The 20,617-nt window shown below is 41.0% G+C and carries 23 protein-coding genes; 17 read left to right on the top strand and 6 right to left on the bottom strand.

Annotation, left to right across the window (positions count from 1 at the left end):
• Positions 1–2 precede the first annotated feature (2 nt).
• The 5 genes from C5749_RS13165 to C5749_RS13145 all read left to right on the top strand — a co-directional run bounded on the left by C5749_RS13165 (position 3) and on the right by C5749_RS13145 (position 3,528).
• Entirely contained in the window at positions 3–383 is a 381-nt protein-coding gene (locus C5749_RS13165) for a TraR/DksA family transcriptional regulator (RefSeq protein WP_181151412.1), read from the top strand.
• A 69-nt stretch (positions 384–452) separates the two neighbouring features.
• Entirely contained in the window at positions 453–1,103 is a 651-nt protein-coding gene (locus C5749_RS13160; RefSeq protein WP_105726623.1) for a lipoprotein signal peptidase, read from the top strand.
• A 13-nt stretch (positions 1,104–1,116) separates the two neighbouring features.
• Positions 1,117–2,073 (top strand): M20/M25/M40 family metallo-hydrolase, encoded by a 957-nt coding sequence (locus tag C5749_RS13155; RefSeq protein WP_105726622.1) that lies wholly within the window; start codon positions 1,117–1,119, stop codon positions 2,071–2,073.
• The gene (locus tag C5749_RS13150; RefSeq protein WP_105726621.1) at positions 2,061–2,984 is read left to right on the top strand and encodes an SDR family oxidoreductase; all 924 of its coding nucleotides are present in this window, start codon (positions 2,061–2,063) and stop codon (positions 2,982–2,984) included. Before C5749_RS13155 ends, C5749_RS13150 begins: the two co-directional genes overlap by 13 nt.
• Before the next feature lie 19 nt (positions 2,985–3,003).
• Complete coding sequence (locus tag C5749_RS13145) at positions 3,004–3,528, top strand: acyl-CoA thioesterase (RefSeq protein WP_105726620.1); 525 nt, start codon at positions 3,004–3,006, stop codon at positions 3,526–3,528.
• A 35-nt stretch (positions 3,529–3,563) separates the two neighbouring features.
• Here the strand turns inward: C5749_RS13145 and C5749_RS13140 are convergent, their stop codons facing one another.
• The 4 genes from C5749_RS13140 to C5749_RS13125 all read right to left on the bottom strand — a co-directional run bounded on the left by C5749_RS13140 (position 3,564) and on the right by C5749_RS13125 (position 5,968).
• Positions 3,564–3,971 carry an EVE domain-containing protein gene (locus C5749_RS13140; protein ID WP_105726619.1) on the bottom strand — a complete coding sequence of 136 codons (408 nt, stop codon included), beginning with the start codon at positions 3,969–3,971 and terminating at the stop codon, positions 3,564–3,566.
• Positions 3,968–4,318 (bottom strand): gliding motility protein GldC, encoded by a 351-nt coding sequence (gene gldC / locus C5749_RS13135; protein WP_105726618.1) that lies wholly within the window; start codon positions 4,316–4,318, stop codon positions 3,968–3,970. Before gldC ends, C5749_RS13140 begins: the two co-directional genes overlap by 4 nt.
• Before the next feature lie 73 nt (positions 4,319–4,391).
• Entirely contained in the window at positions 4,392–4,631 is a 240-nt protein-coding gene (locus tag C5749_RS13130) for a hypothetical protein (RefSeq protein WP_245893777.1), read from the bottom strand.
• A gap of 5 nt (positions 4,632–4,636) precedes the next feature.
• Entirely contained in the window at positions 4,637–5,968 is a 1,332-nt protein-coding gene (locus C5749_RS13125) for a DEAD/DEAH box helicase (protein ID WP_105726616.1), read from the bottom strand.
• Positions 5,969–6,048: 80 nt separating this feature from the next.
• Between C5749_RS13125 and C5749_RS13120 the strand changes: the two genes are divergently transcribed.
• Together C5749_RS13120 and C5749_RS13115 are read left to right on the top strand one after the other, a co-directional pair.
• Positions 6,049–8,187, top strand: a complete 2,139-nt coding sequence (locus C5749_RS13120; protein ID WP_105726615.1) for a S46 family peptidase — start codon at positions 6,049–6,051, stop codon at positions 8,185–8,187.
• Positions 8,188–8,319: 132 nt separating this feature from the next.
• Positions 8,320–8,499, top strand: a complete 180-nt coding sequence (locus C5749_RS13115) for a histone H1 (RefSeq protein ID WP_105726614.1) — start codon at positions 8,320–8,322, stop codon at positions 8,497–8,499.
• A 76-nt stretch (positions 8,500–8,575) separates the two neighbouring features.
• Here C5749_RS13115 and C5749_RS13110 read toward each other — a convergent pair whose 3' ends face one another.
• The gene (locus C5749_RS13110) at positions 8,576–9,367 is read right to left on the bottom strand and encodes a GLPGLI family protein (protein ID WP_105726613.1); all 792 of its coding nucleotides are present in this window, start codon (positions 9,365–9,367) and stop codon (positions 8,576–8,578) included.
• The gene (locus tag C5749_RS13105) at positions 9,367–12,132 is read right to left on the bottom strand and encodes an outer membrane beta-barrel protein (RefSeq protein ID WP_105726612.1); all 2,766 of its coding nucleotides are present in this window, start codon (positions 12,130–12,132) and stop codon (positions 9,367–9,369) included. Before C5749_RS13105 ends, C5749_RS13110 begins: the two co-directional genes overlap by 1 nt.
• Positions 12,133–12,356: 224 nt before the next feature.
• Between C5749_RS13105 and C5749_RS13100 the strand changes: the two genes are divergently transcribed.
• From C5749_RS13100 to C5749_RS13055, 10 genes are all read left to right on the top strand, one after another.
• Entirely contained in the window at positions 12,357–13,727 is a 1,371-nt protein-coding gene (locus tag C5749_RS13100; RefSeq protein WP_105726611.1) for a dipeptidase, read from the top strand.
• Between the two features lie 49 nt (positions 13,728–13,776).
• Complete coding sequence (locus C5749_RS13095; RefSeq protein ID WP_105726610.1) at positions 13,777–14,517, top strand: lysophospholipid acyltransferase family protein; 741 nt, start codon at positions 13,777–13,779, stop codon at positions 14,515–14,517.
• Positions 14,518–14,549: 32 nt separating this feature from the next.
• Positions 14,550–15,308 (top strand): ABC transporter ATP-binding protein, encoded by a 759-nt coding sequence (locus tag C5749_RS13090; RefSeq protein WP_105726609.1) that lies wholly within the window; start codon positions 14,550–14,552, stop codon positions 15,306–15,308.
• A gap of 123 nt (positions 15,309–15,431) precedes the next feature.
• Positions 15,432–15,653, top strand: a complete 222-nt coding sequence (locus C5749_RS13085) for a DUF2795 domain-containing protein (RefSeq protein WP_017258669.1) — start codon at positions 15,432–15,434, stop codon at positions 15,651–15,653.
• A gap of 61 nt (positions 15,654–15,714) precedes the next feature.
• Positions 15,715–16,173, top strand: coding sequence for a hypothetical protein (locus tag C5749_RS13080; protein ID WP_105726608.1), 459 nt, complete (start codon positions 15,715–15,717; stop codon positions 16,171–16,173).
• 243 nt (positions 16,174–16,416) lie between these two features.
• Positions 16,417–17,406, top strand: a complete 990-nt coding sequence (gene trpD, locus C5749_RS13075) for an anthranilate phosphoribosyltransferase (RefSeq protein ID WP_105726607.1) — start codon at positions 16,417–16,419, stop codon at positions 17,404–17,406.
• Position 17,407: 1 nt separating this feature from the next.
• Positions 17,408–18,028, top strand: coding sequence for a phosphoribosylanthranilate isomerase (locus C5749_RS13070; RefSeq protein WP_105726606.1), 621 nt, complete (start codon positions 17,408–17,410; stop codon positions 18,026–18,028).
• Positions 18,021–19,205, top strand: coding sequence for a tryptophan synthase subunit beta (gene trpB, locus C5749_RS13065; RefSeq protein WP_105726605.1), 1,185 nt, complete (start codon positions 18,021–18,023; stop codon positions 19,203–19,205). The genes C5749_RS13070 and trpB overlap by 8 nt, the downstream gene beginning before the upstream one ends.
• Before the next feature lie 5 nt (positions 19,206–19,210).
• On the top strand, positions 19,211–19,981 hold the full coding sequence (trpA, locus tag C5749_RS13060; RefSeq protein ID WP_105726604.1) for a tryptophan synthase subunit alpha: 771 nt from the start codon (positions 19,211–19,213) through the stop codon (positions 19,979–19,981).
• A gap of 125 nt (positions 19,982–20,106) precedes the next feature.
• Complete coding sequence (locus C5749_RS13055; RefSeq protein ID WP_105726603.1) at positions 20,107–20,544, top strand: HYC_CC_PP family protein; 438 nt, start codon at positions 20,107–20,109, stop codon at positions 20,542–20,544.
• Positions 20,545–20,617 lie beyond the last annotated feature (73 nt).

Genomic DNA, 20,617 nt, shown 5'->3' with positions numbered 1-20,617 from the left:
GAATGAGTACAGAAAAAACACGCTACAGTGATGCTGAACTTCAAGAATTTAAAGATATTATTCTTGAAAAGCTTCGCATCGCAAAAGAAGAGCTCGCAGCTTTAACTTCAACGCTGAGCAGCAGCAATGCTAATGGAACAGATGATACCGCTGGAACATATAAAACATTGGAAGATGGTTCAGCCACATTAGAAAAAGAACAAACAAACCAGCTTGCAGCTCGCCAAAAAAAGTTTATTGACAATTTAGAAGCTGCCTTGGTTCGTATCGAGAACAAAACGTACGGTATCTGCCGCGAAACCGGTAAATTAATCCAAAAGGAACGTTTAAAAGCGGTACCGCATACGACCTTGAGCATTGAAGCAAAAAACAAACAGTATTAACAATTAACATGAAAATAAAATGGAGATGTTCAAAATACAACTTTTAAACGTCTCCACTTTTATCTAATTATGAAAGGCTATAACCGACCACTCTTACTGATTGCCGTTATCTTGTTCATCGACCAAGTATCGAAGTTTTGGGTGAAACTCAATATGACCATCGGGCAAGATTTCAATATCATTGGCAACAAGTTCCTCATTCATTTTATTGAGAATAACGGAATGGCCTATGGTATGGAATTTGGTGGAGAGTTCGGCAAACTTTTCCTCACGCTGTTCCGAATCGTCGCCGTGATTGGTATAGGGTATGGATTGCACTATATGGTTAAAAATAAATACCATCGAGGCTTTATCCTAAATGTGGCATTAATATTTGCCGGTGCATTGGGCAATATTATTGATTCGACTTTTTACGGTACTATATTTAGCGAGAGTACGTTCTACGAAAAAGCGGTCTTATTTCCAGAAGGTGGAGGATACTCCTCTTTGTTTCACGGGAAAGTCGTGGATATGCTTTACTTCCCGTTAATCGAGGGAAATTTTCCCGATTGGTTTCCTATTTGGGGAGGAGAACATTTCCTCTTTTTCCGACCAGTATTCAATATCGCAGACTCCGCCATTTCCGTCGGCGTATTCCTGATTTTGATTTTCCAGAAACGTTACTTCAAAGAGGAACACGTGGAAAAAGAAAGTGTGAACAGCGAAGTTTTGGAAGATTAACTATCTTTGGGACATGAAGAACAAGTCCCCATTTTTCTTTTACATAATAGCATTACATTTTCTATTATTTATTCCCTTCCAGTCTGTTTTTGCGCAGATTAATCAAGAAAATCTTAAAAGGCATATCTATTATCTAGCCGACGACAAAATGAAAGGTCGTGGCACAGGCTCTAAACAGGTAACAAAAGCTGCAAAATATATCGAAAGACATTTCAAGAACTACGGGTTGGTTCCAAAAGGCGAAAAGGGCTACCGTCAGTCATTCGAAGCGCGGGTACGCCGTGTCGTGGTAAAAGACAGTATCCGCCAAGCGGACAATGTTATTGGCTACATTGATAACAATGCTCCATATACCATCGTCATAGGTGCTCATTACGATCATCTAGGAGACGGACGTCAAGGCGGTTCGAGGGATTCGCTCGGTGTAGGCGAAATACATAATGGAGCTGATGACAACGCGTCGGGCGTTGCTGGTTTATTAGAACTTGCCCGTCATTACAGCAGTAATGCCATCAAAGAACCCTTCAATTTATTGTTTATTGCTTTCGGAGCGGAAGAACTTGGATTGGTAGGCTCTCGATATTTTACGGAGAATCCTACGATTCCACTGGAAGACATCCATTGGATGTTGAATATGGATATGATTGGTCGATATAATCCCGATAACGGAGTTGCTGTTATCGGCTACGGAACCAGTTCAAAATTTCCGGCTATTTTTAAAACGATAACGAGCGACATCAAGTTTAACCTTAATCGTGATGGAAACGGCGGTTCCGATCAGACGTCTTTTTATAAAAGAGATATTCCCGTTTTGTTTTTCCATACCGGAGGACACGAGGACTACCATAAACCGGGTGACGATCCCGAAAAAATTGATTACCATGCGCTGGAATCTATCTTAAAACTAGAAATCGATGTCATCGACAATTCCATGAAACAGGATAAAATGGATTTCCAATGGACCAACTAAAGCAAACGATTCTTATTACAGGTGCCAATGGGTTTCTCGGACAGAAGTTAATCGAAAGATTGACCGATAAACCATGTTATCGTATAGTAGCTACTTCGAAAAGTGAGAACAGGAATTTTATCCAAAAGGGATACACCTATATTCCATGCAACTTTACTGATGATGTTTCTCTTCAATCCTTATTGGACGAAGTTCAACCGGATTATATTATCCATACCGCCGCAATGAGTAGCGTGGAGACATGCGAAAACGACCCTTTGCTATGTGAAAAGGTAAATGTAAAAGTCGTCTATAAATTAGGCCAATATTGCGCGCAACATGACAAGCACCTTGTCCACTTATCGACCGATTTTGTATTTGATGGAAAAGGAGGACCCTATAAAGAAACTGACCAAACTAACCCTTGTAATGCATATGGGAAAAGTAAGTCGGTATCAGAAACAAAATTACTGTCTACTGACTGCCGCGCTGCTATCCTACGGACTATTTTAGTGTACGGAATAAACGGAGACACAAAGCGTTCCAATCTAGTCTTATGGGCGAAAGCACAGTTAGAAAATAACAACCGCATCAACGTGGTAAGCGATCAATGGCGAATGCCTACGTTCGTAGACGATTTAGCCGGCGCTTGTATTGCAGCAATGGAAAAAGAAGCACAAGGTATATATCACATTTCAGGCGACGAAATGATGTCTATATTGGATGTCGTTTATCAAATAGCAGATTTTTGGAAATTGGATAAGTCTCTCGTTAATCCTATTAAAGCAGCAGACATTGGTCAGGAAAACAATCGACCAAGAAAAACCGGCTTTATCCTCGACAAGGCAAAAGCAGAATTAGGTTACGCTCCTACCCCATTTGTAAAGTCGCTAACGGAAATAAAACAACAGTTTAGTTTTTATAACAGATAGAAAAAACAACAACCAACGCATGAATAAAAAATTCGCAAAAGAATCTTACACGGAAATGAACGAGCTCGTTCTTCCTAATGATACGAATACCTTTGGCAACCTGATGGGAGGACGATTATTATATTGGATGGATATTTGTTCGGCTATGGCCGCCCAAAAACATTCCAACAGCCCGGTCGTGACCGTGTCTGTGGACAACGTTTCTTTTAAACGCTCGATTAAACTAGGCGAAGTCGTTACTATACAGGCAAAGGTGTCACGCGCGTTTAGTTCGTCAATGGAAGTACGCATGGAGATTTTCGCCCACAACCTCCCCAAAGGGACGCGTGTAAAAACCAATGAAGCCTATTATACATTCGTTGCTATTGATGAAAACACTAAGCCTAGAAAAGTGGCAGAATTGATTCCAGAATCGGAGGAGGAAATAAGGCTATTCGACGAGGCATTACAACGTCGGGAACTACGGTTAATTCTAGCGGGAAAGATGCAAATGAAAGATGCGAAGAGTCTCAAAAAACTGATTGACTCCGCATCAACCCATTAATCATATATTTCTTGTACATGTCCCCAGCGCCCCGATTATTTACTTCCTAACTCCACGATCCGGTCAAATTCTTCCGGTTTTAACGGCATAACTGAAAGCCGCCCCTGCTTAACCAACGCGATATCTTGCAGGAGTGGGTCAGCTTTTACCATTTCTAAGGTTACGGCTGTTTTGAATGCTTCAACGGGAGCTAAATCAACCACCACCCAACGTTCATCATCTGTCGTGGGGTCTTGGTAAAATTCCTTAACAACCTTGGCTACCCCTACTACCTCTTTTCCTTCGTTACTATGATAAAATAACACCAGATCATCTTTCTTCATTGCTTTGAGATTGTTTCGCGCTTGATAGTTACGCACCCCATCCCAAAATGTTTCTCCGTCTTTATTGAATTGTTCCCAGCTATATTTAAACGGTTCGGATTTTACTAAGAAATAGTTCATTTTTCGTCCTCCAACACTTCCATTTTTTCCGCAAAATGTGCGCAATAGTCCCGCAGATCTCCAATCACTTTATCCGCCATGGGGTCGCCACCCGATGCACGTAGAAATGTGTCTCCCAGGGTTTGCAATGTTTCATAAAAGAACCGCTTCATTTCATCGTAAGGCATATCCTTTGTCCAAAGGTCAATACGCAAAGAATTTTTATATTGGGCGTCCCAAAGCGCCAAGAACATAGCCTTTGACGGCATTTCTTCGGAGGTTTCCCCATCCGTCGATGACCAATCAATACGCTCTGGAATGTTCTGTTCGTCTAACGTGACGTTTAGTTTTATTTCTGCTTGTTTCATATATTCTTTATGCTTTAGACAATAAGCCATAGGCTCTTTAACCTATAACTCATCATTTATAATTCATCACTTATCACAGCACCCGTATAACCACCATCAAGATACCTACTACCAGTATAAACGCAATCTGGGCAAACCACAATTTTTTCAAATCTTTGAAAATCATACGAAATCCCAAATCTATCAACGACAAAATTACACATAGTGTAATTAGCCAACCCCATGAGAATGTCATTTCGGTGTCCAAATTCATTTCCGAAATAACCCAAACTAGCACACAGGCCAACGTAATATTCAAGGGAGTGAGCTTCATTGGGATTATTTTTTTCTAAGCTTAGCTGGTTTACCGTTACGGCTTGTCGTTTTTCCTCTCGCAGGCTTTTTTGCCCGTGAGTTATCCTTCAACGCATGCTTCTTTTCATGAAAAGCACCTTTAAAATCTGGATTCTCTTTCCGCTTCTGATTGTCGATTTCGCGCGCGATGGCCTGGCTTTCTTGATAGTCTGTTTTTTCGACAAAAACCTCGTCAGGAATTGAATATACTGGGATTTTTTGCCGAATGAGTTTTTCAATTTTATCGACGTAATATTTCTCTGCTGGATTACAAAACGTTATCGCGTCGCCCTCATGGAACGCCCGCCCTGTTCGGCCAATTCTATGCACATAATCTTCGATCACAATGGGCACATCGAAATTGAACACATGGCTAACATTAGAGACATCCAAACCACGTGCAGCTACATCTGTCGCGACCAAAATACGGATATTCCCCTCCTTGAAAGCATTAATCGAATTTATCCGTGTGTTCTGCCCTTTATTGGCATGAATAACCCGAACCTGTTCTTGCCCATATTTTCGCTCTAGATAATGGAAAACGTTATTTGCAACTGTTTTGGTTTTACAGAAAACGATTATCCGATGGAACGATTCATCATCTCGCAAAAGATGTTGCAGAAGGTTGAGCTTTGTCTTTAGATTAGGCACTTCGTAAAGTGCTTGCGTTACAGTTTGCGCAGGGGTAGCCTGTTCGGTAACTTCTATTACCGTAGGGAAAGCGAGGAAGTCACCCGCTATTTTACGAACGAGCTCACCCATCGTAGCAGAGAAAAGAAGATTTTGTCGTTTTCGGGGCACGACCTCCAATATGCGATGAATTTTACTGATAAAACCCATATCCATCATCTTATCGGCCTCATCCATCACTAAGAATTTCAAAGATTTGGTATTAATATCACCTTCCAGATAAAGATCCAGGAAACGTCCGGGGGTTGCTACAATAATATCGCATCCTTTTGCTAATTGCTCTTTTTGCGTCTTGGGTCCTAAGCCTCCGTATAACAGCACCGTGCGCAAATCGAGATACGCAGAAAACAAGCCGATATGTTCTTCGATTTGCATGGCTAACTCACGCGTAGGTGACAAAATCAAAGCGCGAGGATCATCCCCTTGCGCATATTTCAATTTCATTAACATGGGTAACACGAAAGCAGCTGTTTTTCCTGTACCCGTTTGTGCAATACCCATAACATCCTGCCCCGCTAGAATAGGTGTGATTGCTTTTTGCTGAATTTCTGTAGGAACAGTGTAGCCCGCCTCCGCAATCGCATTTTGCAATTGCTTGTTAAGCTTGAAATCTTCAAATGATGCCATCCAACAAAGATACGGAAAAGCACAATTATTTTGATTTAATCAGGAATTAAATCAAATTTGCATATCAAAATTGGTTGAATATGAAGAAAATTTGGATTTTTATACTCCTTACTGCGGTGAGTATGACCACTTTCGCTGATGAGGGGATGTGGTTTTTAATGCATTTAAAACGCCTAAACGAGGCGGATATGCAGAAAAAAGGGCTGAAGTTGACAGCTGAAGAAATTTACAGCATCAATAATTCCTCCCTTAAAGATGCCATTGTACAGTTCAACGGTGGCTGTACAGCGGAAATCGTTTCGGGTAAAGGGCTGGTGTTCACAAACCACCACTGTGGCTATGGAGCTATCGCCGAACTCTCCTCTCCGGAGAATGATTATTTAACAAATGGATTTTGGGCCAAGTCGCTGGATGAAGAATTGAAACCAAAATCACTATATGTTCGCTTCTTTGTACGAATGGATGATGTTACGAAGCGTATATTGAGTTTGGTAAATGATAACATGAACGAAAAAGAACGGGAAAAAATCGTTAACCAAGAGATCGCCAAAATTGAACAGGAAAATAGCGAAAATGGTAAATATGTCGTTTCTGTAAAATCGTTTTACAACGGAAACGAATACTACTACTTCGTGTATCAAGATTATACGGATGTACGTTTAGTCGGTACGCCTCCCAATAGCATTGGAAAATTCGGTGGAGACACAGACAATTGGGAGTGGCCAAGACACACGGGTGATTTTTCTATCTTCCGCGTATACGCAGATAAAGACGGCAACCCCGCAGCTTATTCGGAGGATAATGTACCGTTAGTACCGAAACACTTCTTACCTATCAGCATCCAAGGAGTCCGAGAAGGTGATTTCTCGATGATTTTAGGCTATCCTGGACGCACAAATCGTTGGATGCCTGCTGCCGGGATTGATCAAAATGTTCAGTATGCTTACCCTGCATGGGTAGAGGCCTCCAAGGTAGGGATGGACGCGATGAAGACGCACATGGACAACGATCAAGCGGTAAAGCTAAATTATGCTTCAACCTACTCTGGAGTTGCGAACTATTGGAAAAACCGTCAAGGAATGATTGACGCTTTGACCAAACACCGCACAGCAGAAACCAAACGTAAGCAAGAAAGAAAGTTCCAAAAATGGGCGAAGAAAAAAGCGAACAGAGAGAAATACAGTACCGTACTTGCCGATATCAATGCATATTACACCGCGACCAACGAGAAAGCAAGACACGACAACTACCTGATCGGTATGCTCCGTTCCTCGACATTTGCTCCGCTCCCATACAGCTTGGGGAATGCTTTAAAAACCTATGCCGCTGCTAATGAAAAAGGCCGTGCAGATATGCTCCCACGTTTGGAAAACGGGATTGCAGAAACGTTTGAGAACCTGTATCTCCCTTTGGAAATAGATGTATTGTCTGACGAACTAAATCTCTATGCCGCGAAAGCAGGTAATATTGCTCCATATATTCAGGAGCTTGCATCCAAAAATAACGGTAATTTCAAAACAGATATCCAAACAGCTTTCGACCAAAGTGTTTTTGCTTCGGTTGACAAATTGAAATCATTCTTAATCAATCCGTCAGAGGAGGCAATAGAAAAAGATCCGCTTTACCTAATTTCTGTTTCTTTAATGGACAAATACCGCGAAACAACGCCGGAAATAGAAGCACTAGAGGATAAATTCCAGTCGGCTTATCGTAAATACATAGCTGGGACATTAGAAGCTAATCCGAAGAAAAAGTACTATCCGGATGCAAACTCCACACTGCGGTTGACTTACGGCACCATCCGAGCTTTACCTAAAGATTCCCGCAACGATGCAAAAATCAATAACTATACAACCTTAAAAGGTACAATCGCAAAATACCAACCGGGTGATGAGGAATTTGATTTACCACAACGTTTGATAGATCTTTATGAAGCAAAAGACTATGGACGGTATGCAGATAAAGACGGTTACATGCCGGTGAATTTCTTAAGTGATCAAGATATTACGGGGGGCAACTCGGGGTCTCCAGTGTTGAATGGTAACGGCGAACTAATCGGTTTGGCTTTCGATGGAAATATAGAAGCAATGGCTGGAGACGTTATTTTTGACCCTGCGCTACAGCGCACCATATCGGTTGATATCCGTTATGTATTATTCATCATCGATAAATTTGCTGGAGCACAAAATATCATCGACGAGCTTAAAATTGTAGAATAATACCGTCAAACGAAATTTATTTTTTGATTTTCATACAAAAATTGCACTTTACAGCGTTGTTTTTGTATATTTAGCTTGTATTTTTAATCAGCTTAAATATAATATTCATAAAAACTAAATTATTTTTAAAAAATGGAAAACTACAACAAACTAAAGGAATTGGTAGCATCTATCGAAGGGGATGCAGATAAGTTCTTCAACAATGGTAATTCTGCGGCAGGAACACGTGTACGTAAAGGTTTACAAGAAATCAAAACCTTAGCGCAGGAAATCCGTAACGACGTTACGGAGAAGAAAAACGCAGGAAAATAATCTTTTGGCTTTTCGTTTATAGAATCCCGATTGGTATACACAATCGGGATTTTTTGTCAAGAACGTTTTCGCTTCTCTAAAGAAACATGGCTGCTAATAACAAATTAAATTGTTGGTCAGTCATCCAGCGTCCTAAAATGTCTTTCAACCGACCGTGCGCTTCTTTCCGTGTCATCGGTTGATCCCTTTTCCGACCAGTAACAGTTTTTATATCCGGAGAACCAAACTTCACATCTGTAGCATAAATATTGAAATGCTGTTCTGGCACAACCAATCCCAAAATCATTCCGGGAAGCCCATGTACCGTACCGGGTCCAGCAGACAATGGAATTTGATCGGTGTAGAAAGCGACTACATACACAGAATCTAAGGTAACGCCGTTTGCCCTTCGGCAATCATATCCTGCAATATTACGGTATTCATTTGTAATTTTCCATTTTACATGAAGCAGTGAGTCCTGGATTAGAACCGGAGACCCTCCTATCTCAAAGGTGGATTTTGAAATAGATTTTGAAAGATCTTGATAGAGGGTCTGCTGGTAATCCAACAAGCCTGACCGCAAAAGATTTGAAAGGATAGGATCATGCGTTTCCGCTATACTTTCCATACTCATCTCGTTTCCACGGAACGAAACCTTCTTTTTTAAAACAGCTGTTTCGGAAACCCTATCCATCAGTTCCTGATAATATGTCCGACTAAAATTATCATCTTTTAGCGTCGAAATGTGTCTTTTCAACAGATTCTTAACATGCACCGTCTTATCGTAAGTTATAGTACCTTCCGTAGGGAAATATGCGTGTTGCGCCATTGTCTGTCCCTTAATCAAAACAAACGCCAATAGCGCCATCAAAAATACTGTCTTTTTCATTATTCTTTCCCCCCTTTCATGGATGTAAAGTCCCAACTAACCTTGAGCATAAAATACCGCGATATCGTGTTATACGTATTTTGTGAAATCATACTTCCCGACTGAAATCTTCTGAACCCCTTATTCTGGTTAAAAATATCATTAACATAGACGTCTACCACAAGGCTTTCATCTTTTAAGAACTTTTTGGATATTCCAGGTTTAAATAACAAGAGCTCAAACTTCTCGTTTAGCGCCTTCGTCGGCGCTTCGTAATTATAAGACATATCTCCGTAAAGACTAAGCTTCCATGGCAATTTCCATGAATACCAAACATTGGTGCGGTAAACGAATCCAGAGCTATTCAATTCCGGTTGTAAGGAGGTTTCCATTAATCGCCATCCTGGGTGGAAACCAATGTTAAAATCAATATTTTTCGTTGTATTCTTGGAAAGATTCAATCCAAAAGAATAGTCATAGTTTGTATTCTCATTCAGCTGTGCATTGATATAGTTATAAAAATTATTGTAACTTCCGTTTCCTGAAATGCGTGCTTTCAACTGCATTTTCTTACTGATGTCAAAACCTCCACCCAGCCAAATGCGGCCATTATTAGCTACATACCCATCTAGATTTTCATAAAATAATGTCCGCACGCCGTTTTCGATCATCACATTCTGTTGAATTGCGTTTCTGGTTTGACGCCATTCCAGGTCGACATATAAATTAGTGCCCCTCATCATATTATAATTGCTGTAAAACATATTATATCGGTCGTTACGTGCCGGAGTCAGATCCTCATTTCCCACGACTATATTTAGTGGATCCTGGTTTTGTCGAAGCGGCTGAATCTGCGAGAGCGAAGGCAGCGTATTCGAATGATTATAATGAAACCCGATCCGTTTATTGTTACTTAAATTATAGCGTAATCTTGCCGACGGATTATACGTGAAAAAATCACGGCTTGCGTTGAGGTCTTCATAATTATTTTGTTGGAACATATCGTCGTTCCTAAAATTGTTCGTGAAATTAACTTCAAACTTTTCTAGTTTATAATTAAAAGCGACATTCACCGCGTTTCTTACCGTATTGAAATTAAAATCGCTACTAAATTCCTCATCAAAATCTGTATAACTGCCATTGCCGTCATTGTTATAAGAAGTATGGATAGCATGCGCTCTGGACATATTGTATTCATATCCAACCGAAGAGTTCAATTTGGAGGTAATCGGCTCGGTATACGTTAAGGAAGTGGATATACTGTTCGATTGGCGGTTTATTTCTTTTTGTTGATCAATAGGATTAGTCAGCGTATTCCCGTCTTCATCATAGATGTTAAGGATTGAGTTCAAAAAGCCGGACCCTTTATTTTCGCTGACATTGCCCCCAAACCGAAAGGATACCGAACGTCCCATTTTTTTGAACCGCCGAGTAAGATAGCCCCGATAGTTAAGATCGGTATTATCGGATATGGAACTTTCCGTTCGTTCGTTGTCGTTTATAGCGTCACCACTTTGATTCCTAGACGAAGCTGTTGTAAGACTATTCGATTCTGATCTGCCTTTATTTGCTGATAGATTGAATGTAAGCGTGGTCAACGAGTCTATTTTCCAGTCATATTTTGTATTAAAACGGTGTCTGCGCGCATCCGTTTCTCTATTGGATGTACTGGATGTATTCAACTCCTCATTATCGGGCAAACTATTTCTAGATATGAAGCTCTCTCCTACATCATTTTGAATCATGCCGTATTTATAACTCCCGTTCAGCTTATGCTTATTCTCTTTCCATGCATCCAGAAAACTGACGCCCGTACTTAGTGCTTGCGGCCTACCCTTGCCATCCCAATAATCAAAACTATCACCGGATGAAATAAAATACATTCCTCCGTCGTCTGTCATCCCCGACTCCATAGTCGACATGCCAAATTTTTCGGCTTCCTGCCAATTTAAGCTTAGATTACCATCATTTGCCCCCATGAGGTAAGCTCCTATTTTCTGACTTCCGTTAAATTTATTAAGAGCAAGTTTTCCTAAGTAGAAATCATCCGTTCCTCCTGCACCTTCAACTTTTCCAAACATCCCTTTTTTTGCATCCTCTTTTAATTTTACATTGATGGTCTGTATACGTTCTCCGTCATCCACACCCGTCCGTTCTGTTTCCTCCGATTTCTTCTCATATAGTTGCACTTTATCTACCATATCTGAACGGATGTTGCGGGTTACGAGTGTCGGATCATCACCGAAAAATTCCTCACCATCCACCAGTACTTTCTCCACAGTCTTGCCCTGCGCTGTTATTTTTCCATCCGCATCCACCGAAATACCGGGTAGAACTTTTAATAGATCCTCTACTTTAGCATTCTTCTCTACGACGAAACTCGATGCGTCATATTCCGTCGTATCTCCCTTTATAACAACGGGGATTCTGCCAGTCACAATAACCTCTTCAATTAGATGGCTTACGCTCGTCAATTTCACATCCCCTAAATTCACGTCGGCATCTTCCTCAATATGCTTAAAATAATCGCCGTATTTAGGGTAGCTGATAATTAGCAAATACGGAATAGTATCTGGCTTGTGTAATTCAAATACGCCATTATCACGGGCTCTTGTGTGCCCCACAAGGATAGAGTCTTTTGCCTGCAATAACATAATGGTAGCATTGACAAGCGAAGTTTGGTCACTTTCATCCAGTACCTTACCTCTGATGTTGGTCTGTGCTCGTAAATGCGTGGCACAAGCCAGAAGCAAGAATACAAAAAGCGATATGGATAATCTTTTCATTAAATTGGTAGCTAAAATTCAAACGTTTAACACATCTACGAAAATATCATAATTACATGACAATTTTTCTTTATTCTAAAAATTTAGCATTTTCTTAACATTTTTAAGACAGCTCTTCAGCGATGAAAAAAATAAAACCTGCATAAATTACCATAAACAAAAGGAGATAAAACAATTTATTTTAATGAAAATTATAATTGGTACCTTTGTAAAAACACAACATTATGCAGACGATAAAAGAATATGTCCAATCCAATAAGGATAGATTTTTAGAAGAATTATTCGCATTATTACGTTTCCCATCCATAAGTGCCGATTCCAAATACAAAGAAGACATCGTAAAGACGGCAAGCTTCGTTGCCGATAAGTTGAAAGAAGCAGGCGCTGATAAGGTGGAGGTTTGTCCCACCGCCGGAAACCCCATCGTGTACGGAGAAAAAATAGTAGATCCTTCTCTCCCGACTGTTCTGGTATACGGCCACTATGACGTGCAACCAGCCGATCCGTTGGAATTGTGGGATACGCCTCCCTTTGAACCAACTGTCCGTAATGGAAAAATATACGCTAGAGGGGCTGCAGATGATAAGGGGCAATTCTATATGCATGTCAAGGCATTTGAATACATGATGAAAAATAACGCCTTGAGCTGTAACATTAAATTTATGATCGAAGGCGAAGAGGAAGTGGGTTCCGCGCATTTAGGCGACTTCGTTAAAGCCAATAAAGACCGTTTAAAGAACGATGTTATTGTCATTTCTGACACCTCGATGATCAGCCTTGAACAACCGTCGATAGAAACCGGATTACGCGGTCTTTCCTACGTAGAAGTAGAAGTGACGGGCCCTAATCGCGACTTGCATTCCGGGGTATACGGTGGCGCAGTCGCGAATCCCGCAACCGTCCTCACTAAACTGATAGCTTCATTGCATGACGACAACAATCACATTGCTATTCCGGGGTTTTATGACGATGTGATAGAACTAAGCAAAGAAGAAAGAGAGGCGTTGAACAAAGCACCCTTCGATATCGAAGAATACAAAGCAGATTTAGGTATTGACGAGGTGTGGGGAGAAAAAGGTTATACGTCCATCGAACGCGCCGGAATCCGTCCGACGCTAGAGGTAAACGGTATATGGGGCGGTTATATCGGAGAAGGCGCAAAAACCGTATTACCTTCGAAAGCTTATGCTAAAATATCCATGCGGTTAGTTCCCAATCAAAATTCCGAAAAGATCACCAATCTGTTCAAAAAACATTTTGAAACGATCGCACCGGCTTATGTAAACGTCGAGGTAAAACCGCATCATGGCGGCGAACCGGTGGTTACCCCGACAAACAGCATAGCTTACCAAGCGGCGGAAAAGGCATTGGAAGAATCTTTCAATAAAAAACCTATTCCAACACGTGGTGGCGGTTCCATCCCAATTGTCGCATTATTTGAAAAAGAGCTTAACGTAAAAACAGTATTGTTAGGTTTTGGCTTAGATAGTGATAATTTACACTCACCAAACGAAAAATATGGCATAGAAAACTATCTGAAGGGTATCGAAACCATTCCATTATTCTTCAAATATTATGCTGAATTAAACAAATAATAGCTTATAATTGTAGAGACGCTATACATGGCGTCTCTACCTTTCAATTATGGCCCGATTCTTAAGAAAGATCCATCTTTATGCCTATTATGCTGCGGTCCTATTTTTCTTTTGTTTAGGCTATCCTTTTCTATACTTCTACGCCCGAAACCCTAAAAAGCATTATCGAAAGCTCGTATTCTTTCGGAGATGGATAAGTTTGGCGGGAATCTATGCCGTTGGTATCCGTATCCAGGTAAAATACGAAACACCTATTGACTGGTCCAAAAACTATGTATTATGTGCCAATCATACTTCTTTTCTCGATATCACTATTCTAAATTACCTATGTAAACACCCTTTTTCCTTTATGGGGAAAATAGAACTCTTAAAAAATCCGATCACGCGCATATTCTTCCAGACTATTGATATCCCTCTCAAACGGGACAGTAAAATATCGGCCTTTAATGCCTATAAAAGGGCGCTCGAACTTCTTCAGGAGGGTAAGTCATTGGCTATTTTCCCCGAGGGAAAAATTGACGATGATTATCCGCCGCACTTGCATTCCTTTAAGTCCGGTGCTTTCCGAATGGCCAGTGAAAATCAGGTACCAATTCTTCCCATTGTCATTCAGGATGCGTGGCAAATACTATGGGATGATGGAAAAACATACGGCGCAAAACCTGGTGTCATCCATGTGAACGTACTCGCTCCTATTGCGCCCAACGCGGAAGGTAGCGAGGCCTTCAGCTCCTTGGAAGCCGAGGTATACCACAAAATGCAGGAAGCATGGAAAATCTATAACAAATAAATTGTATCTTAAGCCCACTTAACGCGAAACGCATGGAAGAACATTATTTAATTCAAATAGAAGATATTGGAAGAGAATACGTCATCGGAGCAGAAAGAATACACGCCCTCAAATCGGTATCGCTCAATATAAAAAAAGGTGAGTTTGTGGCACTAATGGGGCCATCGGGCTCTGGTAAATCCACGCTGATGAATATTTTAGGTTGTTTGGATACACCGACTAAAGGACAGTATATATTGAATAACATTAACGTCTCCGAGATGAGTGAGAACGAGTTGGCAGAGGTCCGTAACAAAGAAATCGGTTTTGTCTTTCAAACCTTCAATCTCTTACCGAAAAATTCAGCGTTGGAAAATGTGGCCCTCCCCCTGATTTATGCAGGTTATAATAAAAAAGTACGGGAAGAAAAGGCACTGCATGCTTTAGAAAACGTAGGATTGGGAAATCGTGTCGACCATAAACCCAACGAGTTATCCGGTGGACAAAGGCAACGGGTAGCCGTAGCGCGCGCGCTCATCAATGACCCTTCCATCATTCTGGCCGACGAACCAACGGGAAATTTGGATACCAAAACATCCATCGAAATCATGGGGCTGGTGGAAGATATACATGCAAGAGGCAACACGATTATCTTGGTAACCCATGAAGAAGATATCGCACAACATGCACACCGCATTGTCCGCATGCGCGACGGGCTCATCGAGGATGACTATCCTAATCCTGACATTAAATCTATACATCCCCGACTCGATACACTGAAAGAAAAGGGCTCTGATTTCGAAAATATATAATTTTATTTTACTGTATTACAATCAATTACATCAGAAGTAAATTAATAACAATCGTTTGACTTGATTTAGTGGATAATAATGTTATTTTTGCGAAAAAAAGGAATTCATTAAAATAGTAGATATATGTATTGGACACTAGAACTTGCTTCACATTTGGAAGACGCGCCATGGCCAGCGACTAAAGATGAGTTAATTGACTATGGCATTCGTTCAGGGGCTCCAGTTGAGGTCATTGAAAATCTCCAAGCCTTGGAGGATGATGGAGAGCCTTACGAGAATATTGAAGAGATTTGGCCGGACTATCCAACAAAAGACGATTTCTTCTTTAACGAAGACGAGTATTAAAAAGGAGAAGGTATTAATCCTTCTCTTTGAAAAGCGGTCTTACTTAAAAAGCACGCTTTTTATGCAAAAAATATTACAAGTTTTTTTTCTTCTTTTCTGTTCAATTCAGCTCGTCACAGCACAAACCACGGAAGCAACGGCCCAACATGATATCGCTCTTATTAAAGATTTTATCGCTGATATAGCGGATGAGAAGCAACGACCGGATCTAATCTTAAGTAGGCATGTATTATTGGAGCAAACAGAAACAGATGAAGAATACGACTATCTGGAGGCTAGTATAGAGGAAATACGTATTAACCTCCAACCGAAGAACCTCAATGAAATAGAATACATTCCTTTTCAAGCCTTACCCAAACGGGAAACCCGCGACATTGATCCAGAAGGAAAACCCACCGATAAGATGTATTTCTTGTGGTACCGGAAGCGTCAAATGCTCGCTGTGTACATCGCACAGGATAAAATAGCGTCTTTTACCCTTGTATCGAAAGGCAGCAAAGCACATTTTGTGACTTATTGAATAAGACCGTAGACGTGTTTTTGAATAATTTTTCACAATTTTCCTTGCATTTGATTAACAAATATTAGACATTTGCTATTGAATAGTGTTAAAAATGAAATTTAGTAATGTAAATAGAGCTTGGTGGTGGCACAACAGATAATGTTGTGGCGAAAACCTATTGCTTGAAATTTTTACATCAAAGGATAGTGGGCTTGCCTGAATTAGGCAAGCCCTTTTTTATAGACTTTTGTCCTGCATAATATGAAAGAAATACTAGCTCATTTATTTGAGTACAAAACATTCACAACGGAAGAAGCTTACAGTATTCTTACGAATATCGCGACGGGTAAATATGACCCACATCAAATAGCGGCTTTCATGACGACATACGGTATGCGAAGTATTCGCGTAGAGGAACTTAGCGGCTTTCGCAATGCCATGTATGATCTCTGTCATAAAGTTGAATTCCCCGGATATGATTTGATTGATTTATGTGGTACCGGTGGTGACGGTAAAAACACGTTTAATATTTCCACATTGGCATCTTTTATCGTAGCAGGAGCGGGTTATCATGTAGCGAAACATGGCAACGTAGGCGTCTCTTCTGGATGTGGTTCTTCCAATGTAATGGAACATCTAGGTTATTCATTTACGAATAATCGCGATAAGCTTCAGCGTCAGTTGGATGAAGCAAATATTTGCTTTTTGCATGCTCCGCTTTTTCACCCGGCAATGAAAACCGTTGCACCGATTCGACGTGCATTGGGTGTCAAAACATTCTTTAACATGCTAGGTCCCCTTACTAACCCTACAAATCCTAAATTCCAAGCAGTGGGTGTGTTTAGCTTGGAACTTGCCCGTTTATACCATTATTTATATCAAGAAACGTCCAAACAATACAGCATTATACATGCGCTCGACGGTTATGATGAAATATCGCTGACGGGCGATTTTAAAATTATCGATAATCAAGGCGAAAAATACGTTAAGGTAGAAGACCTCGGTTTTTCACCGATAGCTCCTACCGATCTAGCAGGAGGAGACACTGTAGAAGAGGCGACTGCGATCTTCCGTCGTATTATCAGTGCAGAAGGTAATGACATGCAAAATAACGTAGTACTTACCAACGCCGCTTTTGCTATAAAGACGATACATCCTGATAAGACATTTGGGGACTGTTACTACGAAGCAGAATCTTCCTTGTTAGGAAAAAAAGCATTGCAAAGTTTCCATAAATTGGTTTCAGCGTAAAATGAAAGATGTAAAAATAAAAGTTTGTGGTATGCGCGATCCGGCAAACGTTGAAGCCCTCGCCTTGCTTCCTATCGACTATATGGGATTCATCTTTTACGAAAAATCGGCCCGCTACACACCGGAACTACCCAGTGTTTCCGTTCCAGCTTCAATAAAAAAAGTAGGCGTATTCGTGAATGCCGAGGTGGCGCGTGTAAATGAAAAAATCGCAGAGGGACTGCAAACTGTACAACTACACGGACAAGAATCACCTGCGTTCTGTGAGCAACTAAAAAAAGAGGATATTGAAATCATCAAGGCTTTTGGAATAGATGCCGACACATCTTGGGAAACCTTTGCGTCTTACATCGGGATCGTCGATTATTTCCTATTTGACACCAGCAGCCCCCAACACGGTGGAACAGGCCGCCCATTCAACTGGGAATTATTAGAAAGCTATCCCTATGACGTACCCTATTTCTTAAGCGGCGGACTTGATCTTACCAATATCCCAAATGCGTTGGCTATTGACGACGAGCGTTTGATCGGTTTAGACATCAACTCAAAATTCGAGGTAAAACCCGGATTAAAAGACATTGACAAATTGCAGACAGCATTGAAAATAATCAGACATGAGTAAATATCACGTAAACAAAAAAGGATATTATGGCCCATTCGGAGGAGCTTACATTCCCGAAATGTTATATCCAAATGTAGAGGAACTTCAACAAAAATACATGGAGATTATGCAGGAAGAGAGCTTCCAACAAGAATTTCAGGAACTGCTGAAAGACTATGTAGGGCGCCCCTCCCCCTTATATCTCGCCAAACGCTTATCAGCACGTTATGGTGCGAATATCTTTCTTAAACGAGAAGACCTAAACCATACCGGAGCGCATAAAATCAACAATACAATCGGACAGATACTCCTCGCTGAGCGTTTAGGTAAAAAAAGGATTATAGCAGAAACCGGCGCCGGCCAACACGGTGTCGCTACGGCCACTGTATGCGCCCTAAAGGGATTAGAATGTGTGGTATATATGGGTGAAATCGACATCCAGCGCCAAGCTCCTAACGTCGCACGCATGAAAATGATGGGTGCCACGGTAGTTGCCGCACAATCTGGGAGCAAGACCTTGAAAGATGCTACCAACGAAGCATTACGCGATTGGATAAATAACCCTATAGACACACATTATATTATTGGCTCGGTTGTAGGTCCACACCCTTACCCTGATTTAGTCGCTCGCTTTCAATCGATTATATCCGAGGAAACAAAAAGACAGCTCACCGAAAAAACTGGTAATAGTTTACCTGATTACGTTCTCGCCTGTGTGGGCGGCGGTTCTAACGCAGCAGGCATGTTCTACCATTTTTTGGAAGATGAACAAGTAAAGCTTATTGCCGTAGAGGCTGCCGGGCACGGAATAAAGAGTGGTGAATCAGCAGCTACAACCGCTTTAGGTAAAGAAGGTGTGTTGCACGGAAGCCGTTCCATACTGATGCAAACGGAAGACGGACAGGTCACTGAACCCTACTCTATATCCGCCGGCTTGGATTATCCCGGCATAGGCCCCCAGCATGCTTGGCTGTATAAAAGTGGGCGTGGAAAGTATGTTAGTATTACAGATGATGAAGCGATGCAAGCTGGATTGTTGCTCACAAAATTGGAAGGTATCATACCCGCGATCGAAAGCTCGCACGCCTTAGCCTATCTAGAAAAAATGACGTTTCAGGGTAATGAAAACGTCGTAATTTGTTTATCGGGCCGTGGTGACAAGGATTTGGACAACTATATGAAATATTTTGGATTTTAAACACTATGCACACACAAGATATATTTAAAAGCGATAACTCAAAGGGATTACTATCCATCTATTATACGGCAGGTTACCCGAATTTAGATAGTACAATTGCTATTGCAAAGAAGCTGGAAAGCGCAGGTGCAGATTTCCTCGAAATTGGTTTTCCTTATTCTGATCCTATAGCAGATGGACCGGTTATCCAACATAGTTCCGAGGTCGCCTTAAGGAATGGTATGACGCTCCAATGCCTTTTTCAACAATTGCAGGACTTACGATCTCATGTATCCATTCCTGTTTTTCTGATGGGATACTTTAACACCGTTTTACAATACGGTGTAGAGAACTTTTGTAAATCTTGCCAAGCGGTGGGTGTGAATGGTGCCATTATCCCAGATTTGCCGATATATGAATATGAGGAGCTATATCAAGATACGTTTAAACAATATGGGATTAACAACATTTTCTTGGTCACGCCTCAGACATCCGAAGAAAGGATACGAAAAATAGACAATCTCTCTCATAGCTTTATTTATCTTCTATCATCCAATGCCACCACAGGTAAAAACCTAGAAGTCGGAGCGCAAGCGGAACAGTATTTTCAACGTTTGAAGGATATGGACTTGAAGAATCCGCTGGTGATCGGTTTCGGAATCTCGGATCGCGAAACATTTCGGAAAGCTACCACTTATGCAAAAGGGGCCATTATTGGCAGTGCATTTGTTCGGGTATTATCGGATGACGACTACATGAATAAGATCGAATCTTTTATTAAAGGCATCAAAACGTAATAGCTAGAATAAAACGTTTGGCCTGTCCTTAACTCCGGTTTTAGGACGGGCTAAATTTGCAATATCATAGATCTGTTTTTGAACACAATTTTCCAGAGATAAAAATCTTTTCTATCTTTGTTGTAATGAGAGCATTCTTATCGAGCATAGTTTTATTCTTTTACATGTTGACATGTACAGGAGCAACTATATACATGCATCAATGCCATGGGGGATCGTTAATTATGCTACAGGATAAAGCCGATGAACATCATCAAAGCTGTCCTATTTGCATGGATCATGGACATGAAAAAGAAGCTTCTTCATCCCATGCCTGTAATACGGAGGGTGACGACTGTTGTAAAGACATCAAAATTGATCTAAAAAAAGGACAAGAAAAGGTTGAAAGTACACCTGCTGCTTTTAGTTTCTTGACATTATCACCAGCGACGCTTTCTATCATTTGGATAGTGGTTTTTCAACCACATTTCGACACACAAAAAGCAAGCACCGGACCTAGTCAGTTCTCACTGGCAAAACGGTCTACACCGACCTATCTCCTTCATTGTAACTTCCGAATTTAATCCTGTCTTCTTAACGGATTAAACAGCGACGATACTACGCATTTCCATTACAGGGAAACACATGGAATGTGAG

This window comes from Sphingobacterium gobiense (assembly GCF_002980575.1).
GTDB classification, from domain to species: domain Bacteria; phylum Bacteroidota; class Bacteroidia; order Sphingobacteriales; family Sphingobacteriaceae; genus Sphingobacterium; species Sphingobacterium gobiense.
Note: the sequence above shows the minus strand (reverse complement) of the source record. Positions and strands in the feature narration are given on the sequence as shown.